This window comes from Neobacillus soli NBRC 102451 (genome assembly GCF_001591665.1).
Classification (GTDB): Bacteria; Bacillota; Bacilli; order Bacillales; family Cytobacillaceae; genus Neobacillus; species Neobacillus soli.
Genome location: NZ_BCVI01000042.1, coordinates 111,793 through 130,878 on the forward strand (window position 1 = coordinate 111,793; position 19,086 = coordinate 130,878).

A 19,086-nucleotide genomic window follows, 5' to 3' on the forward strand; every position below is an offset into this window, starting at 1 on the left:
ATTAAAATGAAGAAGAAGTCCTTAATTTTACTTATTGGTTTGCTGTTCCTTTTTGCTTTAAGTGGTTGTGGTTCAAATAAATCTAATGGTTCTGCAAAGACAGACGAAAAGAGCGAGAAAATGAAATTAGTAAGTGATGGGAAATTAACCTTTGGCATGAGTGGATTACTAAAGCCGTTAAACTATAAAGACCAAGGCAAACTAACTGGTTTTGATGTGGAAATCGGCGTGGAAATTTCGAAAAGGATTGGGTTGGATGCTAATCCAGTAACAAATCCATGGGAAACGATTATTCAAGGTCTAAAAGGAAAGAAATATGACGCAATCATCGGCAGTATGACGGCAACCGAAGAACGGGCGAAACAAGTTGACTTTACAGATCCTTATTATATTTCCGGCGCACAAATTTTTGTAGCTGATACCAATAATACGTTGAAGTCTAAAGAAGACTTGAAGGATAAAAGAATAGGCGTTGTACAAGCAAGTACGTATAAGAAAGTTGCCGAGGGATACACGAAGGACATAAAAAGTTATCCAAGTGATGTGTATGCGCTACAAGACCTTGGACCTGGACGTGTTGATGCAGTTATAACGGATAAAATCGTTGGATTTTCAGCAATGAAAGAATCAGGGTTAAAAATTAAGGATGTTGGCGGAATTCTTCAAGAAGAAAAAATCGCCATTGCGGTTAATAAGGATAATCCCGTGCTTTTGAAAAAAATAAATGAAGCAATTAAATCTATGGTTGAAGATGGCACTTACGAAAAGATAAGCGTGAAATGGTTCGGTAAGAATCTCCTAGAAAAATAACAGTAGGTGTTTTAGGAGTCGATTTTCCTAAGGGGGTTCAATAACCATGAATTTTGTAGAGAGTATTGTTTCTATTTTCCAAACCCATGGGATAGCATTTCTTAAAGCGACTGTTACTACCGTAGAGCTTACAGCTGTCTCCTTGTTAATTGCAATGATAATCGGGTTGATCTTTGCCTTTTTTAAAGTTTCTAACATGATCATCCTAGAAAAAATAGCCGATATATATATTTTCCTCGTTCGAGGACTTCCGCTGATTGTACAGCTTATGTTTTTGTATTATGGGATATCAAGTGTGTTTGTGCTAAGTGATTTTACAGCTGGAGCACTTGCGCTCGGGATTCACTCCGGTGCCTATATCGCTGAAATTTTTCGGGGAGCGATTCAATCGATTGACCGCGGACAAATGGAAGCTGCCCGCTCTTTAGGGATGCCATATGCACTCTCAATGCGCCGTATTATTCTACCTCAGGCCTTTAAAAGAGCCATTCCGGCATTGGGAAACCAATTTATTATTGGATTAAAGGACTCCTCCCTCGTAGCATATATTGCTGTTACAGAATTATTTAACAATGCTCTTTCTGCCCAAGCTGAGAACTATATGCCGTTTGAGACGTATTTTGTGGTTGGAATGTACTATCTATTCCTTGTTCTTATTTTCACACTAATCCTTCATAAAATTGAGAAGAAATTAGACGTAGGGAAGAGTAAAGGAGGTAAAGGGTTTGATCAAGGTAAAAAACTTATGCAAAGCGTTTGACGGACTACAAGTTTTAAAAAATATTTCTTTAGAAATTAAGAAATCTGAAGTAGTGGTACTGATTGGCGCCAGTGGTTCGGGGAAAAGCACCTTATTAAGATGCATTAATTTTCTAGAAATAAAAAATAGCGGAGAAATCGAGATTAATGGACAGCTAATCGACACAAACAAAACAGATCTTAACAAGGTACGGGAAAATATGGGGATGGTATTTCAGCACTTTAATCTGTTCCCGCATATGACAGTGCTGGCAAATGTGATTGAGGCACCAGTTCATGTAAAGAAGATAAGTAAGCCAGCTGCAATTGAAAAGGCAATGGAGATTTTGGAAAAAGTGGGGCTGGTGGAAAAGGCACATCAATATCCCGAACAATTATCCGGAGGACAAAAGCAAAGAGTAGCGATTGCCAGGGCACTGGCGATGGAGCCAGATGTAATGTTGTTTGATGAACCGACTTCAGCCTTAGATCCTGAGCTTGTTGGAGAAGTGCTTGAGACGATGAAGAATTTGGCGAAAGATGGAATGACGATGGCTATTGTGACGCATGAAATGGGATTTGCACGCGAAGTCGCAGACCGGGTGATTATGCTGGCAGATGGACAAATGATAGAAGAAGGCCACCCCTCTGTCTTCTTTACCAAGCCAGAGCATGAGCGGACACGCCGATTTCTACAACAAGTTTTATAGAGGAAGAATGGGAGTGGCCATTTTCTATTCATATTAATTCTACTAACCTTTTTTCAATATATTGAAGGAGCGTAAGACGATATGCTTTCTAGCCGTGAAGAAGTATTAAAATTAACGAATGAATTAGTAGAAGTAGAAAGTGTTGTTAATACCATTGGTGAGATTGATATGGCAAACAGTCTGTATCAACTGATAGGATCCTTGCCCTATTTTCAAAAAAATCCTTCCTATGTGATTAAGTCGGTAACAGAGCATGATGAAATCGAGCGGTATAATGTGCTGGCATTAGTGAAGGGAACAAGGGAGATAAGTAACAAAACTGTCATCTTAATGGGGCATATGGACACCGTGGGAATTGAGGATTACGGAAAATTAAAGGAAAAAGCGTGTTTCCCAAACGAACTTGTGAAAGCGCTATCTAATGAATCCTTGCCAAATCTTGTAAAGGAGCACTTAGATTCCGGTGAGTGGCATTTTGGTCGTGGTGTTTTGGATATGAAAAGTGGTGTGGCAAGTCATCTTTATCTATTAAAATACTATTCCGAGCATCCTGAACAATTAGCAGGTAACCTCGTTTTATTAGCAGAATGTGACGAGGAGGATAGTTCTCATGGCGTTTTATCCGCTCTAGGGGATTTCAAGCGGTGGAGAGATGAACATCAATTGGATTATCTTGCACTAATCAATTCGGATTTCGTCGCACCAAGATTTGTTGGGGATCCAAACCGATATATCTATAAAGGGACAGTCGGCAAACTGCTTCCGTCCTTCTTCATTACCGGTTCTGAAACACATGCGGGATCCTGCTTTGAAGGGCTGGACCCTAACTTTCTTGCTGCCGAGCTGACAAGACAGATAAGCTACAATCCTGATTTATGTGATGAATCATTAGGAGAAACCACCGTCCCGCCTGTTTCCTTAAAGCAAACGGATTTTAAGCCGACCTATACGATCCAAACAGCATTATCTGCCTATGTTTATTTTAATTTCTTTATCCACTCTTGGTCTCCAAGGGATGTCCTGATTAAGCTTAAGGATCAAGCAGAACTGGCGTATAGTCGTGCATTAAGTACCCTGGAAATGAGACACCGAAAATATTGTGAACAAAGCGGCCAGCCATTTTCCAAATTGCCGTGGAAAACAAGGGTCATTATCTATGAGGACATGCAAAAGCTCCTTGTCGACCAGCATGGTGAGGCCTTTTCGGAGCATATGGATCACTTTAAAGCAAAGCTGCTTTTAGATAAAACATTAGATACAAGAATGTTCGCAGCACGGGTCGTGGAGGAAGAATGGAACTGGATGAAAGACAAGAGCCCGGCAATCATCCTGTTTTATTCATCCCTTTATTCACCCCGGATTGAAATGACTGGAAAAAATGAACGGGAACAAAATTTGCTGATGGCATTGGATGGTGCTGTTGAGGCGGTGCAGCCACACTACCCATATCCGATTGTAACAAGAAATTTCTTCCCATATGTTTGTGATATGAGTTGTATTGCATTAAGTGATAACGAAGAAGGGATTCGGGCAGTGACTGAAAACAATCCAGGCTGGGGTACAAAGCATTACGTGAATTATGAAGCAATCCGGGATATTAATGTGCCTGTTGTCAATATCGGCCCATATGGCTACGATGCCCATAATCGATATGAGCGAATGGAAATACAGTACTCTGCTGAGATGGTCCCAAATCTCACAAATGAAGTCATCCTTAGATTATTGGGGATAGGCGGAAGGCAAACGACCCAGCATGCAGCTGACGAAACCATTACAAAAAGTTAAGGTTGGATGGCCAACGTACTTAATGAAGGATAGGTGATGATAATTTGAACGCAGGAAAATATTCTGACAGTCTACAAGATAAGCGTGTAGTTATCACGGGAGGAGCAAGTGGAATCGGTCTCGCCACGGCTATCCGATTTGCGGAAGAAGGGTCTGTTGTCACTATATTGGATATTAATGAAGATCGACTCCACAGTACTCTCAAGGAGTATCCGAAAATTAATTATGGAATAGCAGCCGATGTCAGTAATGCGGATCAAGTTAAGGCTGCTTTCGAAACAATTGATTCTTTGATGAACGGAGTAGATATCCTGGTTGCAAACGCCGGGATAAGTGTAAGAGCTAAATTTATCGATATCACTCCGGAACAGTGGAGAAAAGTACTCGGAATTAATCTGGATGGAATTTTTTATACTGCCCAAGAAGCAGCTAAACGGATGCTGTCTCAAGGGGAGGGGGTTATTTTAATGACAGCTTCAACGAATGGACTGGTTGGACATCCGCATTATGCAGATTATAATGCATCGAAAGCGGGTGTCAATCTCTTAGCCAGAACTATGGCATTAGAGCTTGCACCGACGATACGGGTTAATACAGTTTGCCCAGGATATGTTTTAACACCAATGCAGATAGCAGAATATACCCCGGAGATGCTGGAACAGGTTAACGAAAAAATTCCTTTGAAAAGGCATGCTCTTCCTGAAGAAGTAGCCGGTCTATATGCCTTTTTAGCATCCCGGGAGGCTGCTTATATCACTGGTCAGCATATCCCGATTGATGGCGGAGAACTGGCGTAGGATTCATCAACTGGTAGCTGAATATCAACTGAAGAGATAAGGAGTGTTTCGGTCAAATGATGAACTACGAAGAATTAATGCAGTTAGCCGGAAAAGTAGCATTCATTACCGGTGGAGCATCTGGAATAGGATTGGCAACAGCTAAACTTTTGGGAGAGGCGAAGGTCCGTGTTGTTCTGCTTGATATAAATGAGGAGCAAGGGTTAAAAGCGGTAAAGGAAATTACTGAAAGTGGGTCAGAAGCAACTTTCTTTTGGTGTGATGTCACCTCAAATGACGATTGTAAAAATGCTGTTAAAAGGGCAGAGGATATGTTTGGTAGATTAGATATTCTGTTTAATAATGCAGGTGTCATTCGAAGAAAAAATGTAGTTGACCACCTTGAGGAAGAATGGGATTTAGTCTTGAATGTTTCCTTAAAGGGTGTGTTTTTATTATCAAAATATGCCATCCCATTGATGGCCAAAAATGGCGGGGGAAGTATTATTAATACCGGCTCTGGATGGGGCTTAAAGGGTGGAGATGGGGCGGCTTCCTACTGTGCAGCAAAAGCCGGAGTAGTCAATTTAACAAAAGCAATGGCTATTGATCACGGGACAGACAATATTCGTGTGAATTGTATTTGTCCTGGCGATACTGATACCCCCCTTCTAAGGGACGAAGCGAGACAATTACACTTGGAAGAGACCTCCTTTCTCCACTCATCTGGCGTCAATCGTCCGCTTGGGCGAATTGGCACGCCAAATGATATCGCAAAGGGAGTTATGTTTCTCGCAAGTGAAATGTCATCATGGGTAACAGGAACCGTTTTAACAGTTGATGGCGGCGGCTTAGCATAAGACACTAAAATGGAGGCGAATAAAATGCAAAAGCAAAAAACTATGGTACACCCCTATATCCCAAATATGGTGCCAGAAATTCAAGAAGAAATGTTACAAGAGATTGGTGTAAAAAGTATAGATGTCCTCTTTGATGGGATTCCACAAGAACTACATTACAGAGGAGAAATGAATATTCCAGATGGGCTTTCTGAATATGAATTGCGAAGACATATGGAAAATATTATGAATAAAAATATTAGCGCAGGTGACAATTTAAATTTTTTAGGTGCAGGCTGCTGGCAGCATTTTATTCCTGCAGTGTGTGATGAAATCAACCAGCGCGCTGAATTTTTAACTGCCTATGCTGGAGAACCTTATGAGGATCATGGGCGATTCCAAGCATTATATGAATATCAAAGTTTGGTTGCTGAGCTTGTTGATATGGATGTAGTTAATGTTCCAACATTTGACTGGGCCCAAGCAGCAGCTACCTCCATCCGCATGGCTACAAGAATAACAGGTCGTAATGAGGTGCTTTTACCTAAATTAATTTCACTAGATAAATTGAAAGTCATAAAAAATTATTGCTCGCCTCATATTACCTGTACATTAGTGGATTATGAGGATCAATCAGGGCAATTGAATCTTAAAGATTTGAAAGAGAAGATGTCTGAAAATATTGCCGCTGTCTATTTTGAAAATCCCTCCTTCTTAGGGTTTTTGGAAGAACATGGCGAGGAAATTTCGCAAATCGCGAAGGGACAGGGCGCAATTACGATTGTGGGTGTTGATCCGAGCTCATTAGGGGTAATAGAACCGCCGAGTCATTATGGAGCTGATATTGTATGTGGTGAATTACAGCCATTGGGACTACACATGAGTTTTGGCGGCGGTCTGGCCGGTTTTATTGCCACGCATGATGATATTAAATATGTGCAAGAATATCCATCTCGGCTATTTGGCATAGCTCCGACCGAGGTTGAGGGGGAGTATGGATTCGGAGATGTATATTATGATAGAACATCCTTTGCGGTTAGGGAAAAAGGGAAAGAATCTGTAGGAACACAAACGGCCTTATGGGGAATTACTGCCGGCGTATATCTTTCCTTATTAGGTCCAAAAGGCATGTATGAACTAGGTCAAACCGTCATTCAAAACGGTTTATATGCCAGAAAACAACTAGGGGAAATTAGTAACTTAAAGGCTTCACGATTTACTTCGAGTAGTTTCAAAGAGTTTGTTGTAGATTTCAACAAGACTGGAAGAACAGTAAGTGAAATTAACGAATACTTACTTCAAAATGGTATTTTTGGAGGGAAGGATCTTTCGACAGATTTTCCAGAGCTCGGACAATGTGCATTATTCTGTATAACAGAGATTCACTTAAAAGAAGATATCGACAAACTGGTTTCTACTATTCAAGCATGCATAGAAAATAAATGAATTGTTATTGAAGGGATGCGAAAAGATGAAAAAAATAAAAAGAGATAGAAGCGTTCGTGATTTTCATCAAGCAAAGTGGGATGAGCCTATTATCTTTGAACTTCATCAACCGGGAGAAAGAGGCGTGTCAATAACTGCCGCTAATCCTGTGATTGTAAAAGCTGTAGGAAACGGTGTATCCAATCTTCCTTCACATTTAATAAGAAAACAAGCTCCAAAGCTTCCTGAAATAGCTCAAAATCGGGTGTTGCGCCATTATTTAAGGCTATCTCAAGAAACACTTGGTGCAGATTTTAATGTAGAAATTGGTCAAGGTACATGTACAATGAAATACTCACCGAAAGTAAATGAGGAATTTGCGAAGTCTTCCAAAATGGCTTCTTTACATCCACTGCAAGACGATAGAACTGTTCAGGGGATGCTGGAGGTTATTTATCAATTAGATCTTTATATGAGAGAAATTTCAGGAATGGACTATTTTTCCTTCCAGCCGGGCAGTGGAACGCAGTCATTATTTGCGATGGCATCCATTGTAAGGGCCTATCATGAAGCAAATGGTGAAGCAGACCAGCGGGATGAGATGATTACGACGATTTTTTCTCATCCTTCTCAGGCAGCAACTGCGGCAGTAAAAGGGTATAAAATCATTACGCTTGATCCAGATGAAGATGGATTCCCGGACATAAACAAATTAAAAGCGGTTGTATCTGAAAGAACAGCAGGATTTGTTGTAGCGAACCCAGAAGATACGGGGATTTATAATCCGAAAATAAAAGAGTTTACAAAAATTGTCCGTGATGCAGGGGGGATTTGCTATTATGATCAAGCAAATGCTAATGGTCTTTTGGGGATAACGCGGGCAAAAGAAGCGGGTTTTGATATGTGCTTCTTTAACCTTCATAAAACATTTTCAACCCCGCACGCCTGTGGTGGTCCTGCGACAGGTGCCCTTGGCGTCGTAGAAAGGCTTAAACAATTCCTGCCAGGTCCTATCGTTCGGCATGATGCTGGATATTATTCATTAAATAATAATTTAACAAACAGTATTGGCAAGGTTCGATCCTTTCATGGTGTTCCCCAAACTGTAATACGTGCCTATGCATGGATCCGCACGTTGGGTGCAGAGGGCTTGAAAGCAGTTGCTGAGGTTGCTGTCTTAAACAACAACTACTTGTATCACAAAATATTAAAAATTAGAGGTGCGAGTGCTCCTTATATTAAAGGGAGTAGATTGGAACAAGTACGCTATAGTTGGGAACAACTAGCACGTGAAACCGGCGTGACGACAGAGGATGTACAGCGGAGGATGGCTGACTTTGCTCATCATTACTGGACGAGCCACCATCCATATGTTGTGCCAGAGCCATTTACACTTGAACCAACAGAATCATATTCTAAAGCTGATTTAGATGAATACATTGCTTCACTAACACAAATTTCAAATGAAGCATATAACAACCCAGAAAAAGTAAAAAGCGCTCCGCATAATAGCTCCATTCACAGAGTAGATGAACAAGATTACTTTGATCATCCCGAAAAGTGGGCAATAACGTGGAGGTCTTATCTGAAAAAGGCACAAAAGGAAGTAGAAGTGAAAAACTAGATCATAAAACGTAAAGAGCGTGTCCCAGGGCACCTCATTTTACGTAAAAAAGGGTGTCAAGTAACATGGTGGATAATTGTCCACGAGCCGTGACTGACACCTTTTTTCTATGCTATTTTTTTTTGTCATTTTTTTCGCCGAGTATTTGAATTTCTGGTGGTATCCGTGCACTTAATTGGTGCCTGACACCAGTTTTATTTTCTCACTAAGAGGTGGGCAAGTGCCTGTTGTAATAGAACCTCCCCTTATTCCACAAATTTCAGGTGGTGACAGGCATTGCCTTCATCGAGTATTGTTAGTATATATTGACGAGCTGACTTGGGGGAACACGATGTTTATGCTTAATCTTAGTACGCAAAAAAGACTGTTTATTATGTTTTTAGTGGTCGCGTTGATTCCGCTGTTAACATTGGGAGTTATCGCATATGATCAATCGTCTAAAGTGGTGAATGGAAAGCTGTCGAACTATAATCATTTCGCCGGAGAAAAGATTAAAACCCAGCTCGAGCAGATATTGGAGGATATGTATTATAGTGCTGCTGAAATAGAGCAGTATTTAGCAGATAATACATCGGTTAATTTGCAGCATCAACAGCCGCAAACATATGAGGACTTCAAAGTGGTAAACAATTTGGAGAGGCTCTTGCAGGCCCATAAAAAGGCGAACATTCGTGGGATTTATGTCATAACTTCTTCAGATTTTTACTACGGAGACTATGATTTTAATGTGGAACAATTGAAAAAACAGGATATTTGGAAGCGGACCATTTGGAGTGGCGATTCGGAGATCGGGATTTACCAACCGTCCTATTATAAAAACCATACATCCCATCATGTCCTTGGATTAATTGTTCCCTTGAAGTTCTCCTACGGCGTTTTAAACAATAGCTATCTATTAATTGAAACGGATATAGACGATTTATTTGACTTAATGACAGTATTGGAGAAGGACCTCCATTCTAGAATTACGATACGAAATGAACTAGGCCAACTGCTCTATCATTCGAAAAGTGCCGAGGAAAATCAGAAGGACGACATCATTTGGAAGGAACACACTAGAATCAATAATTGGGAATTTGAAATTCGCATACCACGGGATAAGTTTTATCAATCTTCTCAAGTGATTTTTAAAATAGTTTCAATCGGGATATTGATTGCATTAATACTTGCCCTCATCCTTTCTTATGTCTTTTCCAGTCGGTTTACAAAAAGAATTTTGAAGCTGAAATTTGCCATTGATGAAGTAAGTAAGGGAATCATTGATACAAAGCTGTCCGTCGATACAAAGGATGAAATTGGGAAACTTGGCTTACACTTTAATCGGATGGTTGAAAAAATAAGACAATTAATGGAGGAAGTACGGGAGAAAGAAGCAACCAAGCGCGAGGCGGAAATGAAGGCGATTCATTACCAAATTAACCCGCATCTTCTGTTTAACACGTTAAATACCATTCAGTGGAAAGCTCGAATAGATGGGAATGAAGAGATTGGGAAAATGCTTCTGCATTTAACGAAGGTTCTAGAAGGCAATTTAAATTTCAATATGGAACTGATTTCTATAAAAGAAGAGTTACTGGCGATTCGGCATTTCTTTGCCATTCAAGAGTTAAGGTACGGACCGAACTTTACTGTTTCTGTGAATATGAACGAGAATCTTAAACAAGGGTTGATTCCAAGGATGACTTTACAGCCCATGCTCGAAAATATTTTTTTCCATGCTTTTGAGGATGGTACAGGAAATATTAATCTGGAATTTACAGAGAACAATGGATATTTTCAACTTGTCGTCATGGATAATGGAAAAGGAATATCAGAGGAAAAGCTAAAAACATTATTTACAAAGCCAAATGAGAAAGTACGGGGTGGAATTGGGCTTTACAATGTATATCAGAAGTTTTATATCCATTATGGGAAGGACTTTTTAATCAATACTGATTCAGTGGTAGGTAAAGGGACAGCTATTACAATAACTTGGCCAATAAGGTGGGTGGAGGAATATGATGAACATGGCAGCCATTAAAGTCTTAATCGTCGATGATGATACGATTGTTCGCCGGGGGTTGAGGGCAACAATTGATTGGGATAAGTTCGGTATGACCGTTGTGGCGGATGCCCCGAATGGAAAACGTGGCTGGGAGGAATTTTTGAACCATCACCCTGATATTGTCATTACCGATATCGTCATGCCGGAGGAGAATGGACTAGAATTTTCTCGGAAAATAAAAGCCCATGCACCTGGTACGAAAATTCTCTTACTCAGTTGTCATCGGGATTTTGAGTATGCGCAGGAAGGGTTAAAGCTAGGCGCTTCCGGATATTTATTAAAAACGATATTTGATGATCAAGAACTAGAGCATTTTTTAACTGCTTTTCAAAAAGAAATTTTGGGAACACCGAAAAAAATGAATTCAGATTTTCCTGGATTCCAAGAACCCTTCCTATTATGGCTGAGCGGGTATAAAAATGACTTTGAACAAAGGTTGGACGAGCTGTTCAGGGATAAATGGAGCTGGATGAATGATTCCTATTTTGCCTATTTCGTTCAGAATATGCCTCCAACCGGTCAGGAGATGTTTACTCAATCACCGAAATTCGTCCCTTTGACCTTTGGAACAAATTTGAGCTATTTCTTTATTGATGAGTCTTTTCACCAGGAATTTTTAGCCTATTTAACAGAAACAAAGGTGGTGCGACCGGATTTGAATTGGATTCATGCAGGCCCGTTATCCGGGAAGGAAGAATGGATGAAATCCGTGAGGGGGTTCCATCATGCCGAGCGTGAGGACGGGCACTTGCATCGTTATCCAATGGTGATTTTACATGCGGTGGAGTATATCGTAAGAAATTTGTCAAACCCTATGACAGTATCAGACATTGCTGAGGAAGTGGGCATGAGCAGGAGTCACTTAAGCACCTTATTTAAGAAAAAAATGGGCGGGAGTATCCATTCCTTCATTGAAAAGAAACGACTCCAGCTTTCTAAACAGTTATTAAAAGAATCCACTGTGAACATTCAGGAGATTGGTGAGCAGATTGGAATTCAAGATGCTAAGTATTTTAGTAAGTGGTTTAAACGGTGTACTGGTTTTCCCCCATCTTATTATCGAATCCAACAAAAAGACGATGAGAAGCTAACAAAATGACGATAAAGAGAAAGAATAGTCCAAAAATACACGAATTTCAAAACAAATAGATGTGTTTAACCGCTTTCAGACAAGATAAAATGAAAGCGGTTATATTTTTAATAATTAGAAAAAATGAAAAGAGGGGTCCTATGAAGAAAAAGAATATGTGGTTTTCGCTGATTTTAGCAGTAGTTGTCCTTGTCATGAGTGCATGCAGTTCAAACAATGCATCTGTTGATGGGAAAAAGGATGGAAAAACTGTTCTACGCTTTGCGACTTGGGATACAGGGGACACATTGAAAATTCAACAGGATATTGCTAAAGCCTTTGAAAAAGAAAATAAAGATGTAAAAGTGCAGGTAGAGGCTTACGGAGATGGGTTTGATCAAAAAATCGCCGCTTCGTTTGGAGCAAAAAATCCCCCGGATGTTATGTATATGTGGGATTTCACTACTTATCATCAATCACTTGAACCACTTGACTCATTTGCACAGAAAGATCCCGATATTAAAATGGACGATTTTTACGAAGGATTGTTTAACTATTCTAAAGTAGACGACAAGCTGTATGGAATGCCTGCCGGTTTCTCGACAATGGTTGTCTATTACAATAAAAAACTATTTGATGAGTACCAGATTTCTTATCCAAAAGAAGGCTGGACATGGGATGAATTTAGAGAGATTGCGAAAAAGTTAACAGATAAAAGCAAAAAACAATATGGGTTTGCCGTATCATCTGAGCCAGATACGTATGATCTGCAAGGATTGGTTTGGAGTAATGGCGGCAGCTTTATTAGCGAAGACGGAAAGAAAATTGATGGGGCAATGAATAGCCCGGAAACAGTTGAAGCACTGCAACTGTATGGTGATATGGTGAAAGACGGCATCGCTGTTTCAACCGGTGGGAAAAACCAACAAAGCGCAAGTGATATTTTCAAAGCAGGCAAGCTTGGGATGTTAATAAACGGAATTTGGCCGATTCAAGGATACAAAGATGCAAAAATTGATTTCGGAACAGCAATGACTCCATCATTCGGTTCTAAGCCGGTAAAAGGGTTAATCGCCTCCTCTTCGATTTCCATTGCGAAGGATTCAAAGCAAAAGGACTTAGCATGGAAGTTTGTGAAATTCTTTTCTTCTGAACAAGCAATTAAGATGAGAACAGCTGATTTACCTGTTCGTAAAAGTGTTGTTGAGGTAACAAAAGTTAACGAAGATCCATTATATAAGCCGTTTTATACGATGTTAGAACAAGCAACAAACACACCTGCATTTTTACTAAATAAAAATTGGAATGAAGTAAACCGTAACCTGTCTGCTGCCATTAATGCGGCTATGCTTGGACAAGATGCGAAGCCATTGCTTGATAAAGCAGTGAAAGAATCGGAGAAATATATCGCGAAATAAAAAGTATGGGGGCTCTACATTCTAAAGCGGTGTAGAGCTTTTTAGAAAAAAGGAGAGGGAGGTATTTATGAAATCAGACTTAAGTGTTAACATCACACCTTCGTCAATCCAACTAAAGAGGAGAAATAAATGGACAAAACTCATTCCGTATCTTTTTATTGCCCCCTGGATCATTGGTTTTGTCGTTTTCACGCTAGGGCCATTATTGTTTTCGTTTGTGATTAGTTTTTTTGATTGGCCGATTGTCGGCGAAAGGAAATTTATCGGATTCTCAAACTATATCACTATGTTTACGGATGATCCGCTGTTTTGGCACTCTTTATGGGTCACAGTGAAGTTTGCGCTGTTTTTTGTTCCAATAAATATTATTCTGGCATTATTACTTGCAATTTTATTAAACCAAAAGGTAAAGGGAAGCTCCTTGTTTCGCACGTTTTTCTATGTCCCCTCTGTTATTTCCGGTGTTGCGCTTGCTATGATCTGGGGGACGGTTTTCGATGGAGAATACGGAATATTGAATTATTTACTCTCCTTAATTGGGATTGAAGGGCCCAATTGGTTAAATAGCACAAGCTGGGCGCTCGTTGCAATGGTCATTGCAAGTTTATGGGGGCAAGGGACGATGATGCTGATCTTTTTAGCAGGATTGAAAAACATCCCCCAAGATTTATACGAAGCTGCAGAAATTGATGGCGCGGGAAAAATCTTTCAGTTTTTCAAAATTACCGTGCCCTTATTATCGCCTACGATTCTGTTTAATTTGATTATGACGATTATCGGTGCGTTTCAACAGCTGACGCTCGCACTGGTATTAACGGGCGGGGGACCGCTTCAGTCCACGTATTTCTATGCGATGTATGTTTACGAAAATGCGTTTAAGTATTTCAAAATGGGTTATTCATCGGCAAATGCATGGATCATGTTCCTCATTGTGTTAGCCCTCACCTTACTCGTATTTAAATCGTCAAGCATGTGGGTCTATTACGAAAATGAAGTGAAGAACGAAAAATAATGAGCGAAATGGAGGTGCCTGCCGTATGAAAAGGAAAAAGAGTGTACGAAAAAGTTTCGTATATGGCCTATTAATTGCTCTTTCGCTGTTATTTCTCTTGCCGTTTTTTTGGATGGTGATGACATCACTGAAGGGGCCGGAAGAGCTTAGTCAGTTTCCGCCAAAACTATTTCCTTCCGAATGGCATTTCGAAAACTTTGCAAAGGCTTGGAACAGCCAGCCATTTAATCTTTTCTTAATTAATAGTTTGATTGTAACGGCACTTACGACGATTGGACAAATTGTTTCATCTACTCTTGTTGCTTACGGGTTTGCCCGGTTTAAATTTAAAGGGCGAGACAGTCTCTTTATTATTCTGCTGGCGACAATGATGATCCCGTGGGAAGTAACGATGATTCCCCAATATATGGAGTTTAATTTATTTGGCTGGATTAATACGTTGAAGGCATTAATTATTCCTTCATGGTTCGGTTCTGCCTTCTATATCTTCTTGCTGCGCCAATTCATCATGTCGATTCCGAAAGAATTGGATGAAGCGGCGAGAATAGACGGGGCAAATGTGTTCCAAATTTATTACAAAATCTATCTGCCGTTGGTATGGCCGGTCATTGTGTTAATTGCGGTATTCAATATTTTGGGAAGCTGGAATGATTATTTGGGTCCGCTGATTTTCTTAAATGATCAAAGTAAATATACGTTGACCCTTGGGCTGGCGCAATTTAAAGGTGTTCATGATGTGAATACGAGCGGGATCATGGCCGTAACCTTCTTAATTAGTATTGTCCCTCTTGTTATATTCTTCCTGGCACAAAAGAAAATTGTCGAGGGTGCACAAACAACTGGTTTGAAATAATTATATCGGGTGAGTTTTGTAGGAGGAAAAAAGCAATGAAGGTTGAAAATATGAAGCTTCCATTTAGCCGTTATGGTTCCTATCTAGTCATTTCTCCACTGTATGGCCGGAATAGAGACCCGAAATCATTATATATCCGTCATATCCGCGGTGGAGATGAGAAAGATGGAGCGATTTTTAAAATAGAACTTGTTCGAGGAAATCAAGAGATTGATTATGAAGTGGAATGGGCCCCCCATGTTTTAAAGCTTATTGCAACGGATGGAAGTCTTGATATCGTTGAATGCTGCTTTAGTTCGGATCGGACGATTCGAATAAAAGGAGCGGATGTGGGGGTTAAACTCACGGCGATAACAGGCTCCTATGATTATGCATTGGCTTTTCCGGATCAAACTTGGGAGATTAATAGCTTTTTACAGGAACGGCGCTTTCGCATTATTCCATTAGAAGGCGATCTGAATGTGGATGCCCCCTTTGAAGTAGATAAAAGCAAGCATATAACGGTGCACTGTGACCCCAATCCCATAAGCAAGACATTTGATATGGCTATTTCAGAATATCAGCTTATGTTTCAACACGATCATGCACTTGAAATGCCCTTTCGTGACAATGCGGAACAGGCAGCTAATGACTATCAACAGTGGCAGGAGAACACGCTGCAGGTTCCTTCCAGCTTTCAAAAGGGGCATGATTTGGCATCGTATATTACTTGGTCATGTGTGGTGAAACCAGATGGATTATTAACTAGACCAGCAATGTATATGTCGAAAAACTGGATGACGAATATTTGGAGCTGGGACCATTGTTTTAATGCAATGGCATTAAGCGAGCACCAGCCCGAGCTCGCCTGGGATCAATTTTGTATTTTCTTTGATCAACAGGATGATTCCGGAGCATTACCAGACTTTTTAAATGATCAATGGGCATTATGGAACTGCTGCAAGCCACCGATTCACGGATGGACCTTAAAGCACCTGATGAAGAATACTGCGTTTGTTACGCTTGAAAAATTGGCAGAAGTGTATGAACCGCTTGTCAAGTGGACAAAGTGGTGGCTTCGCTACAGGGATGATGATCTCGATGGAATCCCGCAATATAATCACGGCAATGACAGCGGCTGGGATAACAGCACGATTTTTCACAAAGGAACCCCTGTGGAAAGCCCGGATCTATCTTCGTTCTTAGTGCTGCAAATCGAGGTTCTGGCAGAAATAGCCGGTAAGCTTGGAAAACTGGATGAAGCCAATGAATGGATGCTTAAATCACAAGAACTGTTATCTAAAATGATCGATCATTTCTGGGATGGAAAACAGTTTACGGCAAAGCGCTCAGGCAGCCATGAAGTCATTGAATCGGACAGTCTCGTTTTATCTATTCCACTCATTCTTGGAAAACGGCTGCCGGCGGAAATTCTAACTAGATTAGTAGATGATATTAAACATAAGGGCTTTTTAACTGAGCATGGATTGGCAACGGAGCTTCCGGAAAGCCAATTTTACAAGCATGATGGCTATTGGCGCGGCCCGATTTGGGCGCCGACGACATTGCTGGTAGTGGACGGATTGATTGCATCCGGGGAAAAGGAGCTAGCCCTCGAAATAGCGAAGCGCTTTTGTAAGATGGCAGCTACATCCGGCATGGCCGAAAACTTTAATGCCCTAACGGGAGAAGGCCTGCGCGACCCTGCCTTTACCTGGACATCAAGTGTATTCCTAATTTTGGGTCACTTATTGCTGGAAAAGTAAACAAATAGATGGAGGAATGAGAATGGTAAATCAAGATTATTTCGGATTAAAAGATAAAGTTTGTGTGGTAACAGGCGCTGCATCTGGAATCGGTTTGGCGACGGCAACGCTTTTAGGGGAAGTTGGTTCTAAAGTGATTTTGTTAGATATTAATGAAGCCAATGGGCAAAAAGCGGTTGCCGACTTAAAAGAGAAGGATTTTAAGGTTGAATTTGTTCGCTGTGATGTAACAAATGCCGATGATTGCATGTCAGTAAGAGATTTTGTTGAAGCGAATTACGGTGCAGTTGATGTCCTATTTAACAACGCGGGTGTCATCAGAAGAAAAACGGTTGTCGATTTAGAAGAGTCAGAATGGGATTTAGTCATCGATGTATCGTTAAAAGGGGTTTATCTTCTATCAAAATATTTAATTCCGCTTATGGCAAACGGCGGCGGAGGCAGTATTATCAACACCGGCTCCGGCTGGGGATTAAAAGGCGGAGATCAAGCAGCCGCTTACTGTGCAGCGAAGGCTGGAGTGGTGAATTTAACAAAAGCGATGGCAATTGACCATGGACCGCAAAATATTCGTGTGAACTGCATTTGTCCTGGGGATACGGATACACCGCTGTTAAGAAGTGAAGCGAAGCAATTAAACCAGCAAGAAGACGCCTTCTTAGTATCATCTGCAAAAGGCCGGCCGTTAGAAAGACTTGGAACGCCAAGAGACATTGCGAAGGGTGTATTATTCCTGGCAAGTGACTTGTCTTCATGGATTACCGGTACAGATTTAATCGTTGATGGCGGCGGATTGGCGTAAATTTTTCAGAAAAAACAAGGTAATGACTAATAGGAGGTTATTTTCATGTCACAAAAGGTACATCCTTATATACCAAATATGGTCCCTGAAGTACAGGCTGAGATGTTAAAGGTAATAGGCGCGGAATCAATTATGGAGTTATATTCTTGTATACCAGAAGAATTGCAGTTCAAGGAAGAGATGAAGCTTCCTCCTTCTTTAACGGAGTATGAACTGAGACGCCATATTGAAGGGCTATTGAATAAAAACACCAGTACAAAGGAAAATTTGAATTTTCTAGGGGCGGGCTGCTGGCAGCATTTTATTCCCGCTGTTTGTGACGAAATCAATCAACGCTCTGAATTTCTAACGGCGTATGCTGGGGAACCGTATGAGGATCATGGCCGTTTTCAGGCACTATTTGAGTATCAGAGTTTAGTAGCTGAATTAGTCGATATGGATGTTGTCAATGTACCGACATTCGATTGGGGACAAGCGGCAGCTACCGCTGTTCGAATGGCAGCCCGGATAACCGGAAGGAATAGAGTTTTGCTTGCTAAATCGGTTGCACCGGAACGCAGCAAAATCATGATTAATTACGGAACACCGGATTTACAATTCGAGTTTGTTCAATTTGATACACAATCAGGCGCCATGGACTTAGCGGATTTAAAAGCAAAATTAACAGATGACGTTGCTGCTGTTTATTTTGAAAACCCATCCTATCTTGGGTTTATCGAGGCACAAGGACCGGAGATTTCGAAGCTGTTAAAGGGAAATGATTCTCTAATGGTAGTCGGGGTCGATCCCATTTCACTTGGAGTCTTGGCACCGCCAAGCCATTATGGTGCTGATATTGTCTGCGGGGACTTACAGCCGCTTGGCATGCACATGAATTTCAGCGGCGGTCAAGCTGGATTTATTGCCACTCGTGATGAGGTGAAATTTGTTCAGGAGTACCCATCAAGATTGTTTGGGATTGTTCCTACCGTAAAAGAAGGGGAATACGGTTTTGGCGATGTCGCTTATGAACGGACGTCCTTTGCCTTAAGAGAAAAAGGAAAAGAATCGGTGGGTACCCAGACTGCCTTATGGGGAATCACAGCCGGTGTATATTTAGCACTGCTTGGACCAGAAGGAATGCAGGAAGTCGGCCAAACGATTATGCAAAATAGTCAATATGCGGTGCAGCAATTAAATCAACTTACCGGTGTAACAGGTTCTCGTTTGGAATCACCATTCTTTAAAGAGTTTATCGTTGATTTTAATCAAACCAGACTTTCGGTCGAACAGATTAATCAAAGACTGATCGAGAAGAAGATTTTTGGCGGAAAAGATCTTTCACAAGAGTTCCCTGAGTTTGGTCAGTCGGCACTATTTTGTGTAACCGAGGTTCATACGAAAGAGGATATTGACCATCTTGTTCAATCGATTAAAGAGATTTTAACGAAATAGAG

Annotated in this window: 16 protein-coding genes; all 16 read left to right on the forward strand. The window is 40.8% G+C overall.

Features of this window, described 5'->3' with window-relative positions; translation table 11 throughout:
- The 16 genes from BSO02S_RS15695 to gcvPA (BSO02S_RS15770) all read left to right on the forward strand — a co-directional run bounded on the left by BSO02S_RS15695 (position 1) and on the right by gcvPA (BSO02S_RS15770) (position 19,084).
- On the forward strand, positions 1 to 810 hold the full coding sequence (locus BSO02S_RS15695) for an ABC transporter substrate-binding protein (protein ID WP_425320408.1): 810 nt from the start codon (positions 1 to 3) through the stop codon (positions 808 to 810).
- 64 nt (positions 811 to 874) lie between these two features.
- Positions 875 to 1,570: an amino acid ABC transporter permease gene (locus tag BSO02S_RS15700; protein WP_425320407.1), complete on the forward strand. Its 696-nt coding sequence runs from the start codon at positions 875 to 877 to the stop codon at positions 1,568 to 1,570.
- Positions 1,536 to 2,258: an amino acid ABC transporter ATP-binding protein gene (locus BSO02S_RS15705; RefSeq protein WP_066069209.1), complete on the forward strand. Its 723-nt coding sequence runs from the start codon at positions 1,536 to 1,538 to the stop codon at positions 2,256 to 2,258. The genes BSO02S_RS15700 and BSO02S_RS15705 overlap by 35 nt, the downstream gene beginning before the upstream one ends.
- Before the next feature lie 81 nt (positions 2,259 to 2,339).
- Positions 2,340 to 4,043 (forward strand): M20/M25/M40 family metallo-hydrolase, encoded by a 1,704-nt coding sequence (locus BSO02S_RS15710; RefSeq protein ID WP_066069212.1) that lies wholly within the window; start codon positions 2,340 to 2,342, stop codon positions 4,041 to 4,043.
- A gap of 44 nt (positions 4,044 to 4,087) precedes the next feature.
- On the forward strand, positions 4,088 to 4,840 hold the full coding sequence (locus BSO02S_RS15715; RefSeq protein WP_066069215.1) for an SDR family NAD(P)-dependent oxidoreductase: 753 nt from the start codon (positions 4,088 to 4,090) through the stop codon (positions 4,838 to 4,840).
- Between the two features lie 56 nt (positions 4,841 to 4,896).
- On the forward strand, positions 4,897 to 5,679 hold the full coding sequence (locus BSO02S_RS15720) for an SDR family NAD(P)-dependent oxidoreductase (protein WP_066069216.1): 783 nt from the start codon (positions 4,897 to 4,899) through the stop codon (positions 5,677 to 5,679).
- A gap of 24 nt (positions 5,680 to 5,703) precedes the next feature.
- A complete protein-coding gene (gcvPA, locus tag BSO02S_RS15725; RefSeq protein WP_066069219.1) occupies positions 5,704 to 7,104 on the forward strand; it encodes an aminomethyl-transferring glycine dehydrogenase subunit GcvPA in 1,401 nt (466 codons plus the stop codon).
- Positions 7,105 to 7,129: 25 nt separating this feature from the next.
- Positions 7,130 to 8,707 (forward strand): aminomethyl-transferring glycine dehydrogenase subunit GcvPB, encoded by a 1,578-nt coding sequence (gcvPB, locus tag BSO02S_RS15730; RefSeq protein WP_066069222.1) that lies wholly within the window; start codon positions 7,130 to 7,132, stop codon positions 8,705 to 8,707.
- A gap of 220 nt (positions 8,708 to 8,927) precedes the next feature.
- Complete coding sequence (locus BSO02S_RS15735) at positions 8,928 to 10,727, forward strand: sensor histidine kinase (RefSeq protein WP_142303762.1); 1,800 nt, start codon at positions 8,928 to 8,930, stop codon at positions 10,725 to 10,727.
- Positions 10,705 to 11,850 (forward strand): response regulator, encoded by a 1,146-nt coding sequence (locus BSO02S_RS15740; protein WP_084375044.1) that lies wholly within the window; start codon positions 10,705 to 10,707, stop codon positions 11,848 to 11,850. The genes BSO02S_RS15735 and BSO02S_RS15740 overlap by 23 nt, the downstream gene beginning before the upstream one ends.
- 131 nt (positions 11,851 to 11,981) lie before the next feature.
- Entirely contained in the window at positions 11,982 to 13,238 is a 1,257-nt protein-coding gene (locus tag BSO02S_RS15745) for an ABC transporter substrate-binding protein (RefSeq protein ID WP_066069241.1), read from the forward strand.
- A gap of 67 nt (positions 13,239 to 13,305) precedes the next feature.
- Positions 13,306 to 14,250 carry a carbohydrate ABC transporter permease gene (locus tag BSO02S_RS15750; protein WP_096190912.1) on the forward strand — a complete coding sequence of 315 codons (945 nt, stop codon included), beginning with the start codon at positions 13,306 to 13,308 and terminating at the stop codon, positions 14,248 to 14,250.
- A 25-nt stretch (positions 14,251 to 14,275) separates the two neighbouring features.
- Positions 14,276 to 15,103, forward strand: coding sequence for a carbohydrate ABC transporter permease (locus BSO02S_RS15755; RefSeq protein WP_066069244.1), 828 nt, complete (start codon positions 14,276 to 14,278; stop codon positions 15,101 to 15,103).
- A 35-nt stretch (positions 15,104 to 15,138) separates the two neighbouring features.
- Positions 15,139 to 16,848, forward strand: coding sequence for an amylo-alpha-1,6-glucosidase (locus tag BSO02S_RS15760; RefSeq protein ID WP_066069247.1), 1,710 nt, complete (start codon positions 15,139 to 15,141; stop codon positions 16,846 to 16,848).
- 22 nt (positions 16,849 to 16,870) lie between these two features.
- Positions 16,871 to 17,650 (forward strand): SDR family NAD(P)-dependent oxidoreductase, encoded by a 780-nt coding sequence (locus BSO02S_RS15765; protein WP_066069250.1) that lies wholly within the window; start codon positions 16,871 to 16,873, stop codon positions 17,648 to 17,650.
- A gap of 45 nt (positions 17,651 to 17,695) precedes the next feature.
- Entirely contained in the window at positions 17,696 to 19,084 is a 1,389-nt protein-coding gene (gcvPA, locus tag BSO02S_RS15770) for an aminomethyl-transferring glycine dehydrogenase subunit GcvPA (RefSeq protein WP_066069256.1), read from the forward strand.
- Positions 19,085 to 19,086 lie beyond the last annotated feature (2 nt).

Bases quoted from the DNA above. Each gene is read 5' to 3' on its own strand.
- BSO02S_RS15720 (WP_066069216.1), top strand. From the start codon at position 4,897: ATGATGAACTACGAAGAATTAATGCAGTTAGCCGGAAAAGTAGCATTC.
- BSO02S_RS15765 (WP_066069250.1), top strand. From the start codon at position 16,871: ATGGTAAATCAAGATTATTTCGGATTAAAAGATAAAGTTTGTGTGGTA.
- gcvPA (WP_066069219.1), top strand. From the start codon at position 5,704: ATGCAAAAGCAAAAAACTATGGTACACCCCTATATCCCAAATATGGTG.
- BSO02S_RS15745 (WP_066069241.1), top strand. From the start codon at position 11,982: ATGAAGAAAAAGAATATGTGGTTTTCGCTGATTTTAGCAGTAGTTGTC.
- BSO02S_RS15710 (WP_066069212.1), top strand. From the start codon at position 2,340: ATGCTTTCTAGCCGTGAAGAAGTATTAAAATTAACGAATGAATTAGTA.
- BSO02S_RS15750 (WP_096190912.1), top strand. From the start codon at position 13,306: ATGAAATCAGACTTAAGTGTTAACATCACACCTTCGTCAATCCAACTA.
- BSO02S_RS15740 (WP_084375044.1), top strand. From the start codon at position 10,705: ATGATGAACATGGCAGCCATTAAAGTCTTAATCGTCGATGATGATACG.
- gcvPA (WP_066069256.1), top strand. From the start codon at position 17,696: ATGTCACAAAAGGTACATCCTTATATACCAAATATGGTCCCTGAAGTA.
- BSO02S_RS15755 (WP_066069244.1), top strand. From the start codon at position 14,276: ATGAAAAGGAAAAAGAGTGTACGAAAAAGTTTCGTATATGGCCTATTA.
- gcvPB (WP_066069222.1), top strand. From the start codon at position 7,130: ATGAAAAAAATAAAAAGAGATAGAAGCGTTCGTGATTTTCATCAAGCA.
- BSO02S_RS15760 (WP_066069247.1), top strand. From the start codon at position 15,139: ATGAAGGTTGAAAATATGAAGCTTCCATTTAGCCGTTATGGTTCCTAT.